We start from the raw sequence: 14,578 nt of genomic DNA on the forward strand, positions 1-14,578 counted from the left end.
TCGAGTCTTGCCAACTCAGATCTCGACCTGGGTCCCCAGTTCGATCACCCGGTTCAGCGGCAGGTTGAAGAAGCGCAGGTTCCCGTTGGCATTCTTCAGCAAGAACGCGAACAGGTTGCCCCGCCAGCGCGACATCCCCTCCAGCCGCGAAGCGATTACCGTCTCGCGGCTGAGGAAGTAAGTGGTGCGCATCGGGGTGAAGTCCAGATCGTCCAGATGGCACAGCTTCAATGCCGCCGGCACGTCGGGCTCGTCCATGAAGCCAAAGTGCAACAGCACTCGGAAGAACCCGTCACCATAAGCCTCCACCTCGAAGCGCTCCTGCTCCGGTACCCGCGGCCGGTCCTCGCTGACCACAGTCAGCAACACCACCTGGCTGTGCAGCACCTGGTTATGCAGCATGTTGTGCAACAAGGCGTGGGGCACGGCATCCGACCGGGCAGTGAGGAACACCGCCGTCCCTTCGACCCGGTGCGGCGGCTGAATGCGGATACTGCTGATGAACAGCGGCAATGGCAGCGCACCTTCGTCAATGCGCTCCACCAGGATCTGCTTACCGCGCTTCCAGGTGCTCATCAGCAGGAACAGCACACCGCCAGCCAGCACCGGGAAGGCACCGCCCTGGAAGATTTTCGGCACGTTGGCGGCGAAGAACAGCCCATCCACAAACAGGAAGCCCACCAGGATCGGTACTGCCAGCACCGGCGGCCACTTCCACAACAGCAGCATCACCGCCGACACCAGAATGGTGGTCATCAGCATGGTGCCGGTTACTGCCACGCCGTAGGCCGCCGCCAGGGCGCCGGACGACTCGAAGCCGATCACCAGCAGCACCACGCCCACCATTAGCGTCCAGTTCACGGCGCCAATGTAGATCTGCCCCTGCTCGTCGCTGGAGGTGTGCTGGATCTGCATGCGCGGAATGTAACCCAGCTGGATGGCCTGGCGGGTCAGGGAAAAGGCCCCGGAAATGACCGCCTGCGAGGCGATCACAGTGGCCATTGTGGCCAACCCGACCAACGGCAACAGCGCCCAGCTCGGCGCCAGCAGGTAGAAGGGGTTGCGGGCCGCCTCCGGGTTTTGCAGCAGCAGTGCACCCTGGCCGAAATAGTTGAGTACCAACGCGGGCAGCACCAGGATGAACCAGGCCCGGGCAATCGGCTTGCGGCCAAAATGCCCCATGTCGGCATACAGCGCCTCGGCACCGGTCAGCGCCAGCACCACGGCACCGAGGATGGCTACGCCCATGCCTGGGTGAACCACGAAGAAGTTCACCGCCCAGCCCGGGTTGAAGGCCTTGAGCACTTCCGGGCTCTGTGAGATGCCGTGCACGCCCAATGCGCCCAGCACCACGAACCAGGTGACCATGATCGGGCCGAACAGCTTGCCGATTTTCTCGGTGCCGTGCTTCTGCACCAGGAACAGCGCCACCAGCACCACCAGCGAAATCGGCACCACCCAGTGGTCGATTCCGTCAAACGCCAGGCCCATGCCCTCCACGGCCGAGAGCACCGATACCGCCGGGGTGATCATGCTGTCGCCATAGAACAGCGAAGCGCCGATCAAACCGCAGATCACCATCAGCGTACGCAACCGCGGGTAGGCGGCCGTAGCCCGCCGCGCCAGCGCGGTCAGCGCCATGGTGCCACCCTCGCCCTGGTTGTCGGCGCGCAGGATGAACATCACATACTTGAACGACACCACCCATAACAGCGACCACAGGATCAGCGACAGGATCCCCAGCACGCCATCATGGTTGACCGGCACCCCGTAGCCGCCGGTGAAGACTTCCTTGAGGGTATACAACGGGCTGGTGCCAATATCGCCATAAACCACCCCGACCGCCGCCACGAGCAGGCCCAGCGACCGCGCCGCCCCCTGCTTCCCCGCGTGCCCGCCCTCGGCGTGACTGCTTGCCTGAACCATCGACCACTCCCGCAGACGGCCATCTCGGCCTTTAGTATTCACTCGCGCGCCAGGCCCCCGAAGGCACCTTCACGCAACGGCGCGAAGCATAGCGCAGCGTTCGTCGTATTTCTGCTGGTCAAGCGACCTTGCGCTCGCTAGAATTGCGCACTTTTTGATCAGAGGCGCCAAAAAGCGCCCGTCAAGATCGCCCGCGATTCCGGCCGGGCGACCTGCATTCAATACCGAGGTTAGTCATGTCCACCACGCCCGCCACCCCCAAGGTAGGTTTCGTAAGCCTGGGTTGCCCAAAAGCCCTGGTCGATTCCGAGCGCATCCTCACCCAGCTGCGCATGGAAGGTTATGAAGTCGTGCCCACCTACGAGGACGCCGACGTGGTGGTGGTCAACACCTGCGGCTTCATCGACAGCGCCAAGGCCGAGTCGCTGGAAGTGATCGGCGAAGCGATCAAGGAAAACGGCAAGGTCATCGTCACCGGCTGCATGGGTGTCGAGGAAGGCAGCATCCGTGACGTGCACCCCAGCGTGCTGTCGGTCACCGGCCCACAGCAGTACGAGCAGGTGGTCAACGCCGTACACGAAGTGGTACCGCCACGCCAGGACCACAACCCACTGATCGACCTGGTGCCGCCACAGGGAATCAAGCTGACCCCGCGCCACTATGCGTACCTGAAGATTTCCGAAGGCTGCAACCACAGCTGCAGCTTCTGCATCATCCCGTCGATGCGCGGCAAGCTGGTCAGCCGCCCGGTGGGTGAAGTGCTGAGCGAGGCCGAGCGCCTGGTCAAGGCCGGGGTCAAGGAGATCCTGGTGATTTCCCAGGACACCAGCGCCTACGGCGTCGACGTCAAGTACAAGACCGACTTCTGGAACGGCCGCCCGGTCAAGACCCGCATGCTCGAACTGTGCGAGGCCCTGAGCAGCCTGGGTGCCTGGGTACGCCTGCACTATGTGTACCCGTACCCGAACGTCGACGACGTGATCCCGCTGATGGCCGCCGGCAAGATCCTGCCTTACCTGGATATCCCGTTCCAGCACGCCAGCCCGAAAGTGCTCAAGTCGATGAAGCGCCCTGCCTTCGAAGACCGCACCCTGGCGCGCATCAAGAACTGGCGCGAACAGTGCCCTGAGCTGGTGATCCGCTCCACCTTCATTGTCGGCTTCCCAGGCGAGACCGAGGAAGACTTCCAGTACCTGCTGGACTGGCTGACCGAAGCCCAGCTCGACCGTGTGGGCTGCTTCCAGTACTCGCCTGTAGAAGGCGCCCCGGCCAACGACCTGGGCCTGGAAGAAGTGCCGGACGACATCAAGCAAGCGCGCTGGGACCGCTTCATGGCCCACCAGCAGGCCATCAGCACCGCCCGCCTGCAACTGCGCATCGGCAAGGAAATCGAAGTGCTGATCGACGAAGTCGAGGAACAGGGTTCGGTTGGCCGCAGCTTCTTCGATGCCCCGGAAATCGACGGCAGCGTGTTCATCGATGGCGACCATGGCTTCAAGCCAGGCGACAAAGTGCGTTGCCGTGTAGTGGATGCCGACGAATACGACATGTGGGCAGAGCCCATCTAAAACGGCTGAAACCTGAAAAGCCCCTGCCCTGGCATTCCCGCTTGGAATGACCGGAGCAGGGGCTTTTTTACGGTCGCGCAACGCGAACAAGCCGACCGGTGGTTGGCCTGCTATGTTTTCCTGATCGCCATGGAGGACCACCGGCATGCCATCGCTACTGACGCTACAAACCCCGCACTTGCGCGACTACGGCGAGCTTGTGCAGGTGTGGGAGGACTCGGTACGTGCCACTCACGATTTCCTGCCAGAGGGCTACATTGTTTTACTGCGCGAACAGGTACTGCGCCGCTACCTCGACGCAGTGATGCTGATCTGCTGCAAGGACCGGCAGCGCATCTGTGGCTTTGCCGGGGTCGCCAACGGGCGCGTGGACATGCTGTTTGTTGCCCCTGAGTACCGCGGCAAAGGGGTGGGCAAGCGCCTGCTGCACTATGCGATCGACGAGCTGAACGCCGAGCGCCTGGACGTCAACGAGCAGAACTCTCAGGCCTTGGGCTTTTACCTGCACGAAGGCTTCGAGGTAATCGGCCGATCGGAAACCGACGGCCTGGGCCAGCCCTACCCCCTTCTGCACATGCGCCTTGGCAAAATGGCGTAAATGACACAGATTCCCAGCCCCTCTGCCGCTCAGGCAGGTACAATGCTGGCCTTTCCCTGCCTTTGCGAATTGCCGTCATGTCCGAACCCGTCCGCCTGTCCAAACGCCTTATCGAGCAACTTGGCTGCTCCCGCCGCGATGCCGAGCTCTATATCGAAGGTGGCTGGGTCACGGTCGACGGCGTGGTGGTCGAGCAGCCGCAGTTCAAGGTAGAGGACCAGCGCGTCGAGCTGCTCCCGGGTGCCCGCGTCGAAGCGCTGGAGCCGGTAACCCTGCTGCTCAACCAGGCGGCCGGCGTGGACAGCGAAAGCGCCCGCGCCAGCATGAACATGGCCACCCTCAGCGAGGCGCACCGCGAAGGCGTGCGCGCCCTGCATGGGCACTTTAACCGCCAGGCCTGCGTGGCACCGCTCGAGCGCGGCGCCAGCGGCCTGCAGGTATTCACCCAGGACTGGCGGGTAAGCCGCAAGATCGAGGCCGACCTGCGTCGCCTGGAGCAGGAGTTCATTGTCGAAGTGCGCGGCGAGACCACACCTCAGGCGCTGGAACGCCTGGCGCGCGGTGCCACGCGCAATGACCGCGAGCTGCCCAAGGCCAAGGCCAGTTGGCAGAACGAGACCCACCTGCGCATGGTGCTGAAAAACCCCCAACCCGGGCAGATCGCCGAGCTGTGCGCCTACCTGCGCCTGGAACTGGTAAGCATGCGACGCATTCGCCTGGGTGGTGTGTCGATGGGCAAGCTGCCCCTCGGCCAATGGCGCTACGTGGCGACTACCGAACGTTTCTAAGCAATACGCCACGCACAAGCGTGGCACCTGAACAGGATTCTGCAGCAATGAACCACAACGACGTCCTGCGCAGCCTGCGCTACATGCTCAAGGTGAACGACGCCAAGATGGCCGAGATCATCGGGCTTTCCGGCCTCGAGGTGACCCCCCTGGTATTGGCCACCTACCTGAAGAAAGAAGAAGAGGAAGGCTTCGTCCGTTGCCCTGATCGGGTGATGGCGCACTTCCTCGATGGCCTGGTAATCCACCGCCGCGGCAAGGACGATAGCCGCCCGCCATTGCCGGTTGAGCTGCCAGTGACCAACAACCTCATCCTCAAGAAGCTGCGTGTGGCCTTCGAGCTCAAGGAAGACGACCTGCACGTGATCCTCAAGTCGGTCAACTTCCCGGTCAGCAAGCCTGAACTGAGCGCGCTGTTCCGCAAGGCCGGCCACGAAAACTACCGCCCGTGCGGCGACCAGTTGCTGCGCAACTTCCTCAAAGGCCTGACCCAGCGCGTGCGCGGCTGAGTGGCCATGCAGCATACGGTTGCACCCGTCGGCATCGTCCGCTCCTGCTTCAAGGAGAAATTCGCCATCCCGCGCCAGCCCCAACTGGCGCCTGCGGCGCGGGGCGTGCTCGAACTGCTGCCGCCGTTCGACCAAGGTGATGCGGTCGAAGGCCTGGAGCAGGTCAGCCATGTCTGGCTACTGTTCCTGTTTCACCAGGCCCTCGAGGACAAGCCGCGCCTGAAAGTGCGGCCACCGCGTCTGGGCGGCAACAAGAGCATGGGGGTGTTCGCCACTCGTGCCACCCACCGGCCAAACGGCATCGGCCAGTCGGTCGTGCGCCTGGAGGGTGTAGAGCCTGGGCGCCTGTTGCTGTCCGGGATCGACCTGCTCGATGGCACGCCGGTACTGGACATCAAGCCGTATGTGCCGTACGCCGACTGCATTACAGACGCCAGCAACCAGATGGCCAACGCAGCGCCCGCCGCGATTGCCGTGCAGTGGGGCGAAAACGCCCTGCCCCAGGCCCGCGAGCATGCACTGCGCCTGGCTGAACCGCTGGTAGAACTGATAGAACAATGCCTGGCGCAAGACCCGCGCCCGGCCTACCAGGTACCACCGGCCGAGCGGGTGTACGGAGTGAAGTTCTGGGATGTGCAGGTGAGGTGGCATTACCCTCAGCCGGAGGTGATCCGGGTGTTGGAGGTGGTGCTGGCCTGACCGCGCACCGACGCGAACAGCGCACATGAAAAAGGCGACCCGGAGGTCGCCTTTTTCGTACTACAGCCGCGCGATCAGCGCGCTGGGCCTTCGGCCACGCCCAGGTCATCAGTTGGACGGGTATCGACCAGCGGTGCACCACCGGAGGCCAGCTCGGAGGCCAGCTTGTCGTTGTCCATTTCCTTGACCCACTTGGCCACGACCACGGTGGCAACGGCATTGCCCACCAGGTTGGTCAGTGCGCGGGCTTCAGACATGAAGCGGTCGATGCCGAGGATCAGCGCCAGGCCAGCTACCGGCAGGTGGCCAACAGCCGACAGGGTGGCGGCCAGCACGATGAAGCCCGAACCGGTGACGCCGGCAGCACCTTTGGAAGCCACCAGCAGCACCAGCAGCAGGGTGATCTGGTGGGTGATGTCCATGGTGGTGTCGGTGGCCTGGGCGATGAACACCGCAGCCATGGTCAGGTAGATCGAGGTGCCGTCCAGGTTGAACGAGTAACCGGTCGGAATGACCAGGCCGACGACCGACTTCTTCGCGCCCAGGCGCTCCATCTTGGCCAGCATGCGTGGCAGGGCCGATTCCGAGGAGGAAGTGCCCAGCACGATCAGCAGCTCTTCACGGATATAGCGGATCAGCTTGAGCACGCTGAAGCCGTGGGCGCGGCAGATACCGCCCAGCACCACCAGCACGAACAGCAGGCAGGTGATGTAGAAGCACGCCATCAGGTAGCCCAGTTGCACCAGCGAACCCACGCCGTACTGGCCGATGGTGAAGGCCATGGCGCCGAAAGCACCGATCGGGGCCAGTTTCATGATCATGTTGATGATGTTGAACATGACATGGGCGAAGCGGTCGATCATGTCCAGCAACGGCTTGCCGTAGCTGCCCAGGCGGTGCAGGGCAAAGCCGAACAGCACCGAGAACATCAGCACCTGCAGGATGTCGCCGTTGGCGAAGGCACCCACTACCGTGTTAGGGATGACATTGAGCAGGAAGCCGACGGTGGTCTGCTGTGCGCCGGCGGCGGCGTAGGCGGCCACGCTGCTGGCGTTCAGGGTGCTGACGTCGATGTGCATGCCAGCGCCCGGCTTGACCACGTTGACGACGACGAGGCCGATGATCAGGGCGATGGTGGAGACGATTTCAAAGTACAGCAGCGCGTAGCCGCCAGTCTTGCCGACCGACTTCATGCTCTGCATGCCGGCGATGCCGCTGACCACGGTGCAGAAGATGATCGGGGCAATGACCATCTTGATCAGTTTGACGAAGCCGTCACCCAAGGGTTTGAGGGCGACGCCCGTTTCCGGGTAGTAGTGGCCGAGCAGGATGCCGATGGTGATGGCAACGATCACCTGGACATACAGGGATTTGTACAGCGGCTGACGTGTCGTCATGGCTCATTTTCCTCAAGTGTGCCGGTTCACCCTTCCCAGGGTGATGGGGCACCTGAATCGCTAACCCTCCTGCACTTGGAGGGATTTGTCGTTGTGTTCGAGCTGCCTGGGCAGGCCTCTGCGAAGATCAATAGCAAGGGTGGTGCCAAAATGCCCATGAAGGGTGCAAGGGCCGTATTTGCTAGGGATAAATGCCCAACGACAGGGCAATTTGCCTGAGGAAGGCTGGCGGATTTCCGCCCGGTGGCGGGTTTTGTACAGGGTGGATGGCGGGAATCCGCCCACCTGAATCAGAGGTGCCGGCCAATCAATCGAGATGGAAAGTGATTCTGAACGCCGCGCCACCCAAGGGCGAATCCCCCAGGCTGAGCTCGGCGTCATAGCTGTCGACAATGTCCTTGACCACCGCCAGCCCGATGCCTTGCCCCGGGTGCTGGCTGTCCAGCCTCTCACCGCGCTCCAGAATGCGCTCGCGCTGGTCGGCCGGCACCCCAGGCCCATCGTCTTCGATACACAAGGTCAACTGCCCAGGCGCCTGCTCTAGGCTCACCCGCACCTGGCCAAGGCTCAGGCGGTAGGCGTTTTCCAGCAGGTTGCCGAGCATTTCCAGCAAGGCGCCCTGCTCCATCGGCACCTGTGCCGCATCGGGCAATTCCAGTGCCACGCTCACCTGCTTGTCCCGGTAGACCTTGGCCAAGGTGCTGCACAGGCTGTCGAGCAACGGCCGTAGCCTCACGCTGTGGCGCACCAGGCCGCTCTTGCGCAGGCTGGCGCGTTGCAGCTGATAGTCGATCTGCTGGCTCATGCGCTCGATCTGGCTTTGCAGCACCCGCGCCTGCTCGCGCTCACCGCTGCGCTGCTGCAGGCTTTCGCCCACGCCTTGCAACACCGCCAGCGGCGTCTTCAGGCTGTGCGCCAGGTCGTCCAGCGAGTCGCGGTAGCGCGTACGCTGCTCACGCTCACTGCGCAACAGGCGGTTGAGCGAGCGGGTCAGGCGCAGCAGCTCGCGCGGGTGCTCGCCGCTCAGGCCATCGCGCGCCCCCGACTCCACTTCGTCCAGCTCGTGGCTGAGCCGGCGCAACGAGCGCAGGCCCCAGGTCAGGCCAGCCCATAGCAGCACCATCAGCGCCAGCAAGGCAGCACCGAAGCCCAGGTAGAGCTTCTCGCGCAGGCCATTGAGGGTGGCCGTGTACTCGCTCACCGGCTGCAGGGCGACAATGCTGTAGGCGGCACTCTGGCCCCCCAGTAGCTTTACCTCGACGTCGTAGACAAAGAACTCTTCGCCATCTGCTTGATGAATGCGGGCGAACTCATTGCCACGCCCGTCGTAGCGCGGGCGGTAGTTGATGTGCCGGTCGGCGGTGGCCCGCGACTGCCAGACCAGGTTGCCGTCGCGGTCGAAGATATAACCGAGCAGGCCCGTGTACGGCAGGTTATAGCGCTCGTCCGGCAGCAGGGCCGGCATCTGCAACTGACCATGCTCGATGCGCGCGGCGGAAATCAGCGTGGTCACATCCGAAGCCAGGCGCTGCTCGATCGACTCCTGCAGCGCCAGGCTGAAGGCCTTCTGCAAGGCCGGCAGCAACGCCAGCATGAACAGCAAGGCCAGTACTGCGGCGGCCAGCATCAGGCGTATCCGCAGCGAGCGGATCATCGGCAGCGCTCGGTGAACAGGTAGCCCAGGCCGCGCACGGTGTCGATGGGTTTGAAGCCGTGCTCGCCCTCAAGCTTGCGGCGCAGGCGGCCGACCAGTACTTCGATGACATTGGGGTCGCGCTCCTCGTCGCCTGGGTACAGCTGCTCCATCAGGCGATCCTTGGCCACCACCTGCTGATGATGGCGCATGAGGTATTCGAGAATGCGGTACTCGTAGGCGGTCAGCGCCAGGGGCCGGTCGTCGAGGGTGGCCTGCTTGCGGTTGAGGTCGAGTACCAAGGGGCCTGCGGCGATGGTCGACTGGGTGAAGCCGCTGGAGCGGCGCAACAGGGCATTCAGCCGCGCTTCGAGCTCTTCGAACTGGAACGGTTTGACCAGATAGTCGTCGGCACCGGCGGCCAGGCCCTCGACCTTGTCCTGCCAGTTGCCGCGGGCGGTGAGGATGAGAATGGGGAAAGTCTTGTCCTGGCTGCGCAGGCGCGTGATCAGTTCCAGGCCACTGATACCAGGCAGGCCCAGGTCGATGATGGCCAGGTCGAAGTGGTACTGCCCGGCTTGGTACAGCGCCTCCTCGGCATCGGCGACCGCCTCGACCACATGGCCGCTTTCGCCCAGGCGGGTGTAGAGGTGATGGCGAAGCAGGGCTTCGTCCTCGACCACCAGCAGTTTCATGTGCAGCTCCTTAATGTGTATTGCCTGTACCGGCCTCTTCGCAGCACAAGGCTGCTCCTACAGGGGGTGGTATTCCTGTAGGAGCAGCCTTGTGCTGCGAAAGGGCCGGTACAGGATAACGCGGCTCGCCCGTCAGAACTTGTAGGAAGCAGCCAGGTATGTCTGCGCGCTGCTGGTCAGACGTAGGGTGCCGTCCTTCGGCCCGCCATGCGCACCCACTTCGGTCGCGGCATTGGTGCGCAGGTAACGGTAGCCCAGCTCCACCGAAGCCTTGTCGGTGATGTCCTGGATCACACCGGCCTGCAGGCCGTAGGCATAACCGTAGTCGGTATCCCGGCTGGCGCCTGGCGAGTCCTGGGTGAGCTTGGTCATGCCCAGGCTGCCACCGCCGAACAGTTTGGTGGTATCGCCCACCGGCAGGAACAGGTCGTAGCTGCCCAGCAGGTTTTCCTGGCGCAACTTCAGGCCACTGTGGTCACCCGAGACGTTGTCGTAGGTCATGTAGTAGCGGCCCTGATCGTTGATCTTGCCCACACGTACACCCCAGGTGTCGTCCTTGCCGATGATGCCATCGGCGTTGAGCTGGTCGGTGTTGCGCTGCAGCAGGCCGGACTTGCGAACCTTGTCGCTGGTCTGGCCGTAGGTGAGGCTGGCGAAGTTGTCGTCGGCGGCCTGGGCAGTGGTGATGCCAGCGGCACAGACGGCCATGGCGGCAAGCAGGGTGTTGAAGGTTTTCATGGCTGGTTACTCCAGTTGGGTGCGCTGTTTCGGTCTGGAAGCTAGAGTAAGGAGGGCACCCTGAACCGCGACTGAACCCTGGCTGAACCTCGGCTGAACGAACTGTCTGCAAGACAAGGAGTAGTAAAGATGCGTGCCCTGCTGGCCCTGACCCTGATGTGCAGCGCCGCCCTCGCCCAAGCGGCGGTAATGACCCGTGAAATTCCCTACCAGGACGCCGACGGCAACCGCCTGGTCGGCTACTACGCCTACGACGATGCGCTGGACGACAAACGCCCAGGCATCGTCGTGGTGCATGAATGGTGGGGCCTGAACGACTATGCCAAGCGCCGTGCACGAGACCTCGCCGCCCTGGGCTATAAAGCGCTGGCCATCGACATGTACGGCGATGGCCAGCACACCGAGCATCCGCAGGAGGCCCAGGCATTCATGGCCGAAGCGATGAAGGACCCGGCCGCGGCAGCAGCACGCTTCGACGCGGGCCTGGAGCTGTTGAAAAAGCAGCCGAACGTCAACAAGCACCAACTGGGTGCTGTGGGCTACTGCTTTGGCGGCAAGGTGGTGCTCGATGCCGCACGCAGGGGGGAGAAACTGGACGGCGTGGTGAGCTTCCATGGCGCGCTGGCCACCCAGACGCCGGCCAAGCCTGGCGTCGTGCGGGCGGACATCCTGGTTGAACATGGCGCTGCGGACAGCATGGTCACCCAGCAGCAGGTGGAGGCGTTCAAGGCGGAAATGGATGCGGCCAAGGTCAACTACCAGTTCGTCAGCATTGACGGTGCCAAGCATGGGTTTACCAACCCAGATGCAGACCGACTGAGCCATGGCGAACATGGTGGACCGGACATTGGCTACAACAAGGCAGCGGACGAGAGCTCCTGGGCGGATATGCAGGCGTTCTTCAAGAAGGTGTTCAAATAAGGATTGTCGGGGCTGCGTTGCAGCCCCAGCAATCCCACCTCCCACACCGCCGCTGCGGCTGGCACAATAGCGCCATGAACACTCTCCCAGCCTGCTGCGCCCCGCTCCAGCACCACTGGCCCTTGCCTCGCCCGCTGCCCGGCGCGGTGCTGGTCAGTTGCGCCTTCGACCCTGCCCGCCTGGCATCCGACGACTTCCAGCGCGCCGGCCTCGTGCCCAGCGCCAGCCTGCAGCGCTCGGTGGCCAAGCGCCAGGCTGAGTACCTGGCCGGTCGCGTATGCGCGCGCGCGGCGCTGCAGCGCCTGGACGGTCGCGACTACGTACCCGGCACCCATGAGGACCGCTCGCCGATCTGGCCGGCGGGCGTTCGCGGCTCGATCACCCACGGCAAAGGCTGGGCCGCCGCCGTAGTCGCCGCCGAGGGCAGTTGCCAGGGCCTGGGCCTGGATCAGGAAGCCTTGCTGGATGACGAACGCGCCGAACGGCTGATGGCCGAAATCCTCACCCCGCCCGAGCTCGAACGCCTGGACCGCCGTCAACTCGGCCTGACGGTCACCTTGACCTTCTCGCTGAAGGAAAGCCTGTTCAAGACCCTCTACCCGCTGACCCGCCAGCGCTTCTATTTCGAACACGCCGAAGTGCTGGACTGGTCCACCGAAGGGCTGGCCCGCCTGCGCCTGCTCACCGACCTGTCGCCGCAGTGGCGCCATGGCGCCGAGTTGCAAGGCCAGTTCTGCCTGCAGGACGGCCACCTGCTCAGCCTGGTCAGCGTCTGACCTTTACTGTGGCGCTTGCTGGCGTGGCCAGTTCAGGCTGAAGCAGGCGCCACCCAACGCTTCGCTACGCCCCACCGTCGCCCGGCCCGTGTGCCAGTAGATGATTCGCCGCACGATCGACAGGCCCAGGCCGTGCCCACCCGAAGCACGGGTGCGGCTGTCGTCCAGGCGGGTGAACGGGGTGAAGATACGGTCCCAGAAGCCCTCGGGGATCCCCGGGCCGTCATCTTCGACATCAATGCGGCACCGCTGCTGCCCCAACTGGTAACTCACGCGCACCTCAGATCCGGCATGGCGCATGGCGTTGCCTACCAGGTTCTGCAGTGCCCGGTGCAAGTACCGCGGCTCGGCCTCGACCCAGGCGCCTTCGGCATCCGCGCCCTGGCAGTCGCCGCGCACGACCCGCACCTCGGCACGCAACGGGGCCAGCTCTTCGATCACCCGCGCGAGCAAGGCATCCAGGTCGACCCGCTGGAACTTCAAGGCCGGCGCGCCTTGCTCCAGCCGGGCGTAGGTCAGCATTTCGTCGACCAGCTTGTCGAGGTCCTGGATATCCCCGTCCATGCCGGCCAGATGCTTGGCGCGTGCCTGTTCGGTGGTGGCACTTTCGATCATCTCCAGGCCAAAGCGCAGGCGCGCAACCGGCGTACGCAACTCGTGGGACACCGCCCGCACCAGCTCGCGCTGCATGCTCAGCGAGCGCTGCAGGTGCTCGGCCATGCCGTTGAAGGCGGCGGCCAGGCGCCCTACCGAGTCGGCGTCGCCTGCGGGCACGCGGGTGTCCAGGCTGCCCTGGGCGATGCGTGTGGCGGCAATCTCCAGGCCCGACACGCGGCGCTCCAGCTGGCGCACCAGCAGGTAGACCACCAGGCCGATCAGGCACAGGCCGAGAAAAGTAATCAGGATCAGCAACTGCGGCGGATACGGGTTGAGCTGGTACAGCGGGCCAATCTCCAGCACCCAGGGCGAGCCTGCCAGCCCGGCAAACACACGAATCGAGTCGCCATCCTTGCCCAGCGCCATGACGGTGTCGCCCTCCTCGACCCGGCGCCGCTGATCATCGTCCAGGCTAACCCGCTCGATGCGCTGCAAGGCGACGCCAAAACCGAAGCCCTTTTCCTGCTTGATCTGTGCCAGTCGCTGCTGCTGCTCGGTTATAGGGTAGCGAACCAGTTCATCGGCCAACAGATACAGCGTGGCCCGCGCCAGTTGCTCGCTTATCTGTTTGATCTGCGCCACCAGCATCAGGTCTTCCTGGCCCACCTTGCGCAGCACTTGCGCCGCATGTGGGCCGGTCTTTTCGACCACCACCAGGCCGCGGTACAGGCGCGCCCGCTGGCCGCCGTCAAGGCTGCGCGCAGTCATCGGTTGCAGCGCCAGCGGCACACCGAGCAGTCGCTCCCAGATCAGCAGCGAGCGCTTGCGTTCGGTTGCATTCTGCTGGGCCAGGTTGTCAGCCATCAGGCTGAAGGTGCCTTGGGCCAGGCCCTCCCGGTGCTGAGCGGCGCGCACTTCGTTGGCCAGGTGCAGGCTGAGCACGCCGAGCAGGGCCACCAGCACCAGCACCGCCAGCATGCCGCCGTAGATGCGCAGAAAGATCGAGTTGTTCATGGCGCTTCGCCGACAAACAGGTAGCCCTTGCTGCGCAGGGTCTTGATCAGCCGTGGCTGAAGCGGGTCATCGCCGATCTTGGGGCGGATTTTGGAGATGCGTATGTCGATGGAACGGTCTTGGCCGTCGTAGCCCACGCCACGCAGCGCGGTGAAGATCTGTTCGCGGGTCAGTACCCGGCCGGCGTTGCTGGCCAGCAGCCAGAGCAGGTCGAATTCGGCACCGGTCAGCTCGATCAGCTGGTCGCCCAGGCGCGCCTCGCGCAGGCGGTTGTCGATACGCAGCGCGCCAAAGACCAGGTCCTGGCGCTTGCTGTCCACGGCTTCGCTGCGGCGCAGCAGGGCCTGGATACGCGCCAGCAGCAGGCGTGGGCGTACCGGTTTGCAGACGTAGTCGTCGGCACCCAGGTCCAGGCCCTGGACCTGGTCGAGTTCGTCGCTGCGTGCGGTGAGCATGAGGATCGGCCCGGGGTACTGGCTGCGCACCCGGCGGCAGATGCTCAGGCCGTCCTCGCCAGGCAGCATGAGGTCGAGGATGACCAGATCGGGCTGGCTGTCGACGATGCGCCGGGCGGCGCGGGCGCCATCGCCCTCCACCGCGACCTCGAAGCCGTTGGCCTGCAGGTACTCGGCGGTGAGCTCGGCCAGGCGCTGGTCGTCTTCGACGATGAGGATGCGGGGTACGGGGTGGTCCATGGCCTCTGCCTTTGCTTGTTGTTT

14 protein-coding genes are annotated in these 14,578 nt (G+C 64.2%); 7 read left to right on the forward strand and 7 right to left on the reverse strand.

The annotated features are described in order from the left end of the window. Nucleotides 1-15: 15 nt before the first annotated feature. Complete coding sequence (locus SB756_RS25030; protein ID WP_063427441.1) at nucleotides 16-1,926, reverse strand: potassium transporter Kup; 1,911 nt, start codon at nucleotides 1,924-1,926, stop codon at nucleotides 16-18. Nucleotides 1,927-2,162: 236 nt separating this feature from the next. Between SB756_RS25030 and rimO the strand changes: the two genes are divergently transcribed. The 5 genes from rimO to tsaA all read left to right on the forward strand — a co-directional run bounded on the left by rimO (nucleotide 2,163) and on the right by tsaA (nucleotide 6,088). Further along, a complete protein-coding gene (rimO, locus tag SB756_RS25035; protein WP_059394723.1) occupies nucleotides 2,163-3,494 on the forward strand; it encodes a 30S ribosomal protein S12 methylthiotransferase RimO in 1,332 nt (443 codons plus the stop codon). A gap of 145 nt (nucleotides 3,495-3,639) precedes the next feature. Beyond that, a complete protein-coding gene (locus SB756_RS25040) occupies nucleotides 3,640-4,092 on the forward strand; it encodes a GNAT family N-acetyltransferase (protein WP_138737788.1) in 453 nt (150 codons plus the stop codon). A 77-nt stretch (nucleotides 4,093-4,169) separates the two neighbouring features. Continuing rightward, nucleotides 4,170-4,880 carry an rRNA pseudouridine synthase gene (locus SB756_RS25045; protein ID WP_049277699.1) on the forward strand — a complete coding sequence of 237 codons (711 nt, stop codon included), beginning with the start codon at nucleotides 4,170-4,172 and terminating at the stop codon, nucleotides 4,878-4,880. A gap of 47 nt (nucleotides 4,881-4,927) precedes the next feature. Beyond that, a complete protein-coding gene (locus SB756_RS25050; protein ID WP_341796559.1) occupies nucleotides 4,928-5,389 on the forward strand; it encodes a DUF1456 family protein in 462 nt (153 codons plus the stop codon). 6 nt (nucleotides 5,390-5,395) lie between these two features. Next, nucleotides 5,396-6,088 carry a tRNA (N6-threonylcarbamoyladenosine(37)-N6)-methyltransferase TrmO gene (tsaA, locus tag SB756_RS25055; protein ID WP_059394717.1) on the forward strand — a complete coding sequence of 231 codons (693 nt, stop codon included), beginning with the start codon at nucleotides 5,396-5,398 and terminating at the stop codon, nucleotides 6,086-6,088. A gap of 74 nt (nucleotides 6,089-6,162) precedes the next feature. Here the strand turns inward: tsaA and SB756_RS25060 are convergent, their stop codons facing one another. From SB756_RS25060 to SB756_RS25075, 4 genes are all read right to left on the reverse strand, one after another. Continuing rightward, complete coding sequence (locus SB756_RS25060; protein WP_016488678.1) at nucleotides 6,163-7,485, reverse strand: dicarboxylate/amino acid:cation symporter; 1,323 nt, start codon at nucleotides 7,483-7,485, stop codon at nucleotides 6,163-6,165. A gap of 307 nt (nucleotides 7,486-7,792) precedes the next feature. Continuing rightward, complete coding sequence (locus SB756_RS25065; RefSeq protein WP_341796560.1) at nucleotides 7,793-9,139, reverse strand: ATP-binding protein; 1,347 nt, start codon at nucleotides 9,137-9,139, stop codon at nucleotides 7,793-7,795. Beyond that, nucleotides 9,136-9,813 carry a response regulator gene (locus SB756_RS25070; protein ID WP_341796561.1) on the reverse strand — a complete coding sequence of 226 codons (678 nt, stop codon included), beginning with the start codon at nucleotides 9,811-9,813 and terminating at the stop codon, nucleotides 9,136-9,138. Before SB756_RS25070 ends, SB756_RS25065 begins: the two co-directional genes overlap by 4 nt. A gap of 132 nt (nucleotides 9,814-9,945) precedes the next feature. Beyond that, a complete protein-coding gene (locus SB756_RS25075; protein ID WP_016488681.1) occupies nucleotides 9,946-10,551 on the reverse strand; it encodes an outer membrane beta-barrel protein in 606 nt (201 codons plus the stop codon). Between the two features lie 129 nt (nucleotides 10,552-10,680). Between SB756_RS25075 and SB756_RS25080 the strand changes: the two genes are divergently transcribed. Both SB756_RS25080 and SB756_RS25085 read left to right on the forward strand, forming a co-directional pair. Next, nucleotides 10,681-11,472, forward strand: coding sequence for a dienelactone hydrolase family protein (locus tag SB756_RS25080; protein ID WP_341796562.1), 792 nt, complete (start codon nucleotides 10,681-10,683; stop codon nucleotides 11,470-11,472). 74 nt (nucleotides 11,473-11,546) lie between these two features. After that, entirely contained in the window at nucleotides 11,547-12,248 is a 702-nt protein-coding gene (locus tag SB756_RS25085; protein WP_410912334.1) for a 4'-phosphopantetheinyl transferase family protein, read from the forward strand. Nucleotides 12,249-12,251: 3 nt separating this feature from the next. On the opposite strand, the gene SB756_RS25090 is transcribed toward SB756_RS25085, so the two are convergent. Further along, nucleotides 12,252-13,859, reverse strand: a complete 1,608-nt coding sequence (locus SB756_RS25090) for an ATP-binding protein (protein ID WP_341796564.1) — start codon at nucleotides 13,857-13,859, stop codon at nucleotides 12,252-12,254. Further along, nucleotides 13,856-14,554 (reverse strand): response regulator, encoded by a 699-nt coding sequence (locus tag SB756_RS25095; RefSeq protein ID WP_410912337.1) that lies wholly within the window; start codon nucleotides 14,552-14,554, stop codon nucleotides 13,856-13,858. The genes SB756_RS25090 and SB756_RS25095 overlap by 4 nt, the downstream gene beginning before the upstream one ends. Nucleotides 14,555-14,578: the final 24 nt, after the last annotated feature.

It is taken from the genome of Pseudomonas sp. SIMBA_068 (assembly GCF_046534705.1).
GTDB classification, from domain to species: Bacteria; Pseudomonadota; Gammaproteobacteria; order Pseudomonadales; family Pseudomonadaceae; genus Aquipseudomonas; species Aquipseudomonas putida.

Bases quoted from the DNA above. Each gene is read 5' to 3' on its own strand.
- tsaA (WP_059394717.1), top strand. From the start codon at position 5,396: ATGCAGCATACGGTTGCACCCGTCGGCATCGTCCGCTCCTGCTTCAAG.
- SB756_RS25065 (WP_341796560.1), bottom strand. From the start codon at position 9,139: ATGATCCGCTCGCTGCGGATACGCCTGATGCTGGCCGCCGCAGTACTG.
- SB756_RS25085 (WP_410912334.1), top strand. From the start codon at position 11,547: ATGAACACTCTCCCAGCCTGCTGCGCCCCGCTCCAGCACCACTGGCCC.
- SB756_RS25080 (WP_341796562.1), top strand. From the start codon at position 10,681: ATGCGTGCCCTGCTGGCCCTGACCCTGATGTGCAGCGCCGCCCTCGCC.
- SB756_RS25050 (WP_341796559.1), top strand. From the start codon at position 4,928: ATGAACCACAACGACGTCCTGCGCAGCCTGCGCTACATGCTCAAGGTG.
- SB756_RS25040 (WP_138737788.1), top strand. From the start codon at position 3,640: ATGCCATCGCTACTGACGCTACAAACCCCGCACTTGCGCGACTACGGC.
- SB756_RS25090 (WP_341796564.1), bottom strand. From the start codon at position 13,859: ATGAACAACTCGATCTTTCTGCGCATCTACGGCGGCATGCTGGCGGTG.
- SB756_RS25060 (WP_016488678.1), bottom strand. From the start codon at position 7,485: ATGACGACACGTCAGCCGCTGTACAAATCCCTGTATGTCCAGGTGATC.
- SB756_RS25045 (WP_049277699.1), top strand. From the start codon at position 4,170: ATGTCCGAACCCGTCCGCCTGTCCAAACGCCTTATCGAGCAACTTGGC.
- rimO (WP_059394723.1), top strand. From the start codon at position 2,163: ATGTCCACCACGCCCGCCACCCCCAAGGTAGGTTTCGTAAGCCTGGGT.
- SB756_RS25030 (WP_063427441.1), bottom strand. From the start codon at position 1,926: ATGGTTCAGGCAAGCAGTCACGCCGAGGGCGGGCACGCGGGGAAGCAG.
- SB756_RS25095 (WP_410912337.1), bottom strand. From the start codon at position 14,554: ATGGACCACCCCGTACCCCGCATCCTCATCGTCGAAGACGACCAGCGC.
- SB756_RS25070 (WP_341796561.1), bottom strand. From the start codon at position 9,813: ATGAAACTGCTGGTGGTCGAGGACGAAGCCCTGCTTCGCCATCACCTC.
- SB756_RS25075 (WP_016488681.1), bottom strand. From the start codon at position 10,551: ATGAAAACCTTCAACACCCTGCTTGCCGCCATGGCCGTCTGTGCCGCT.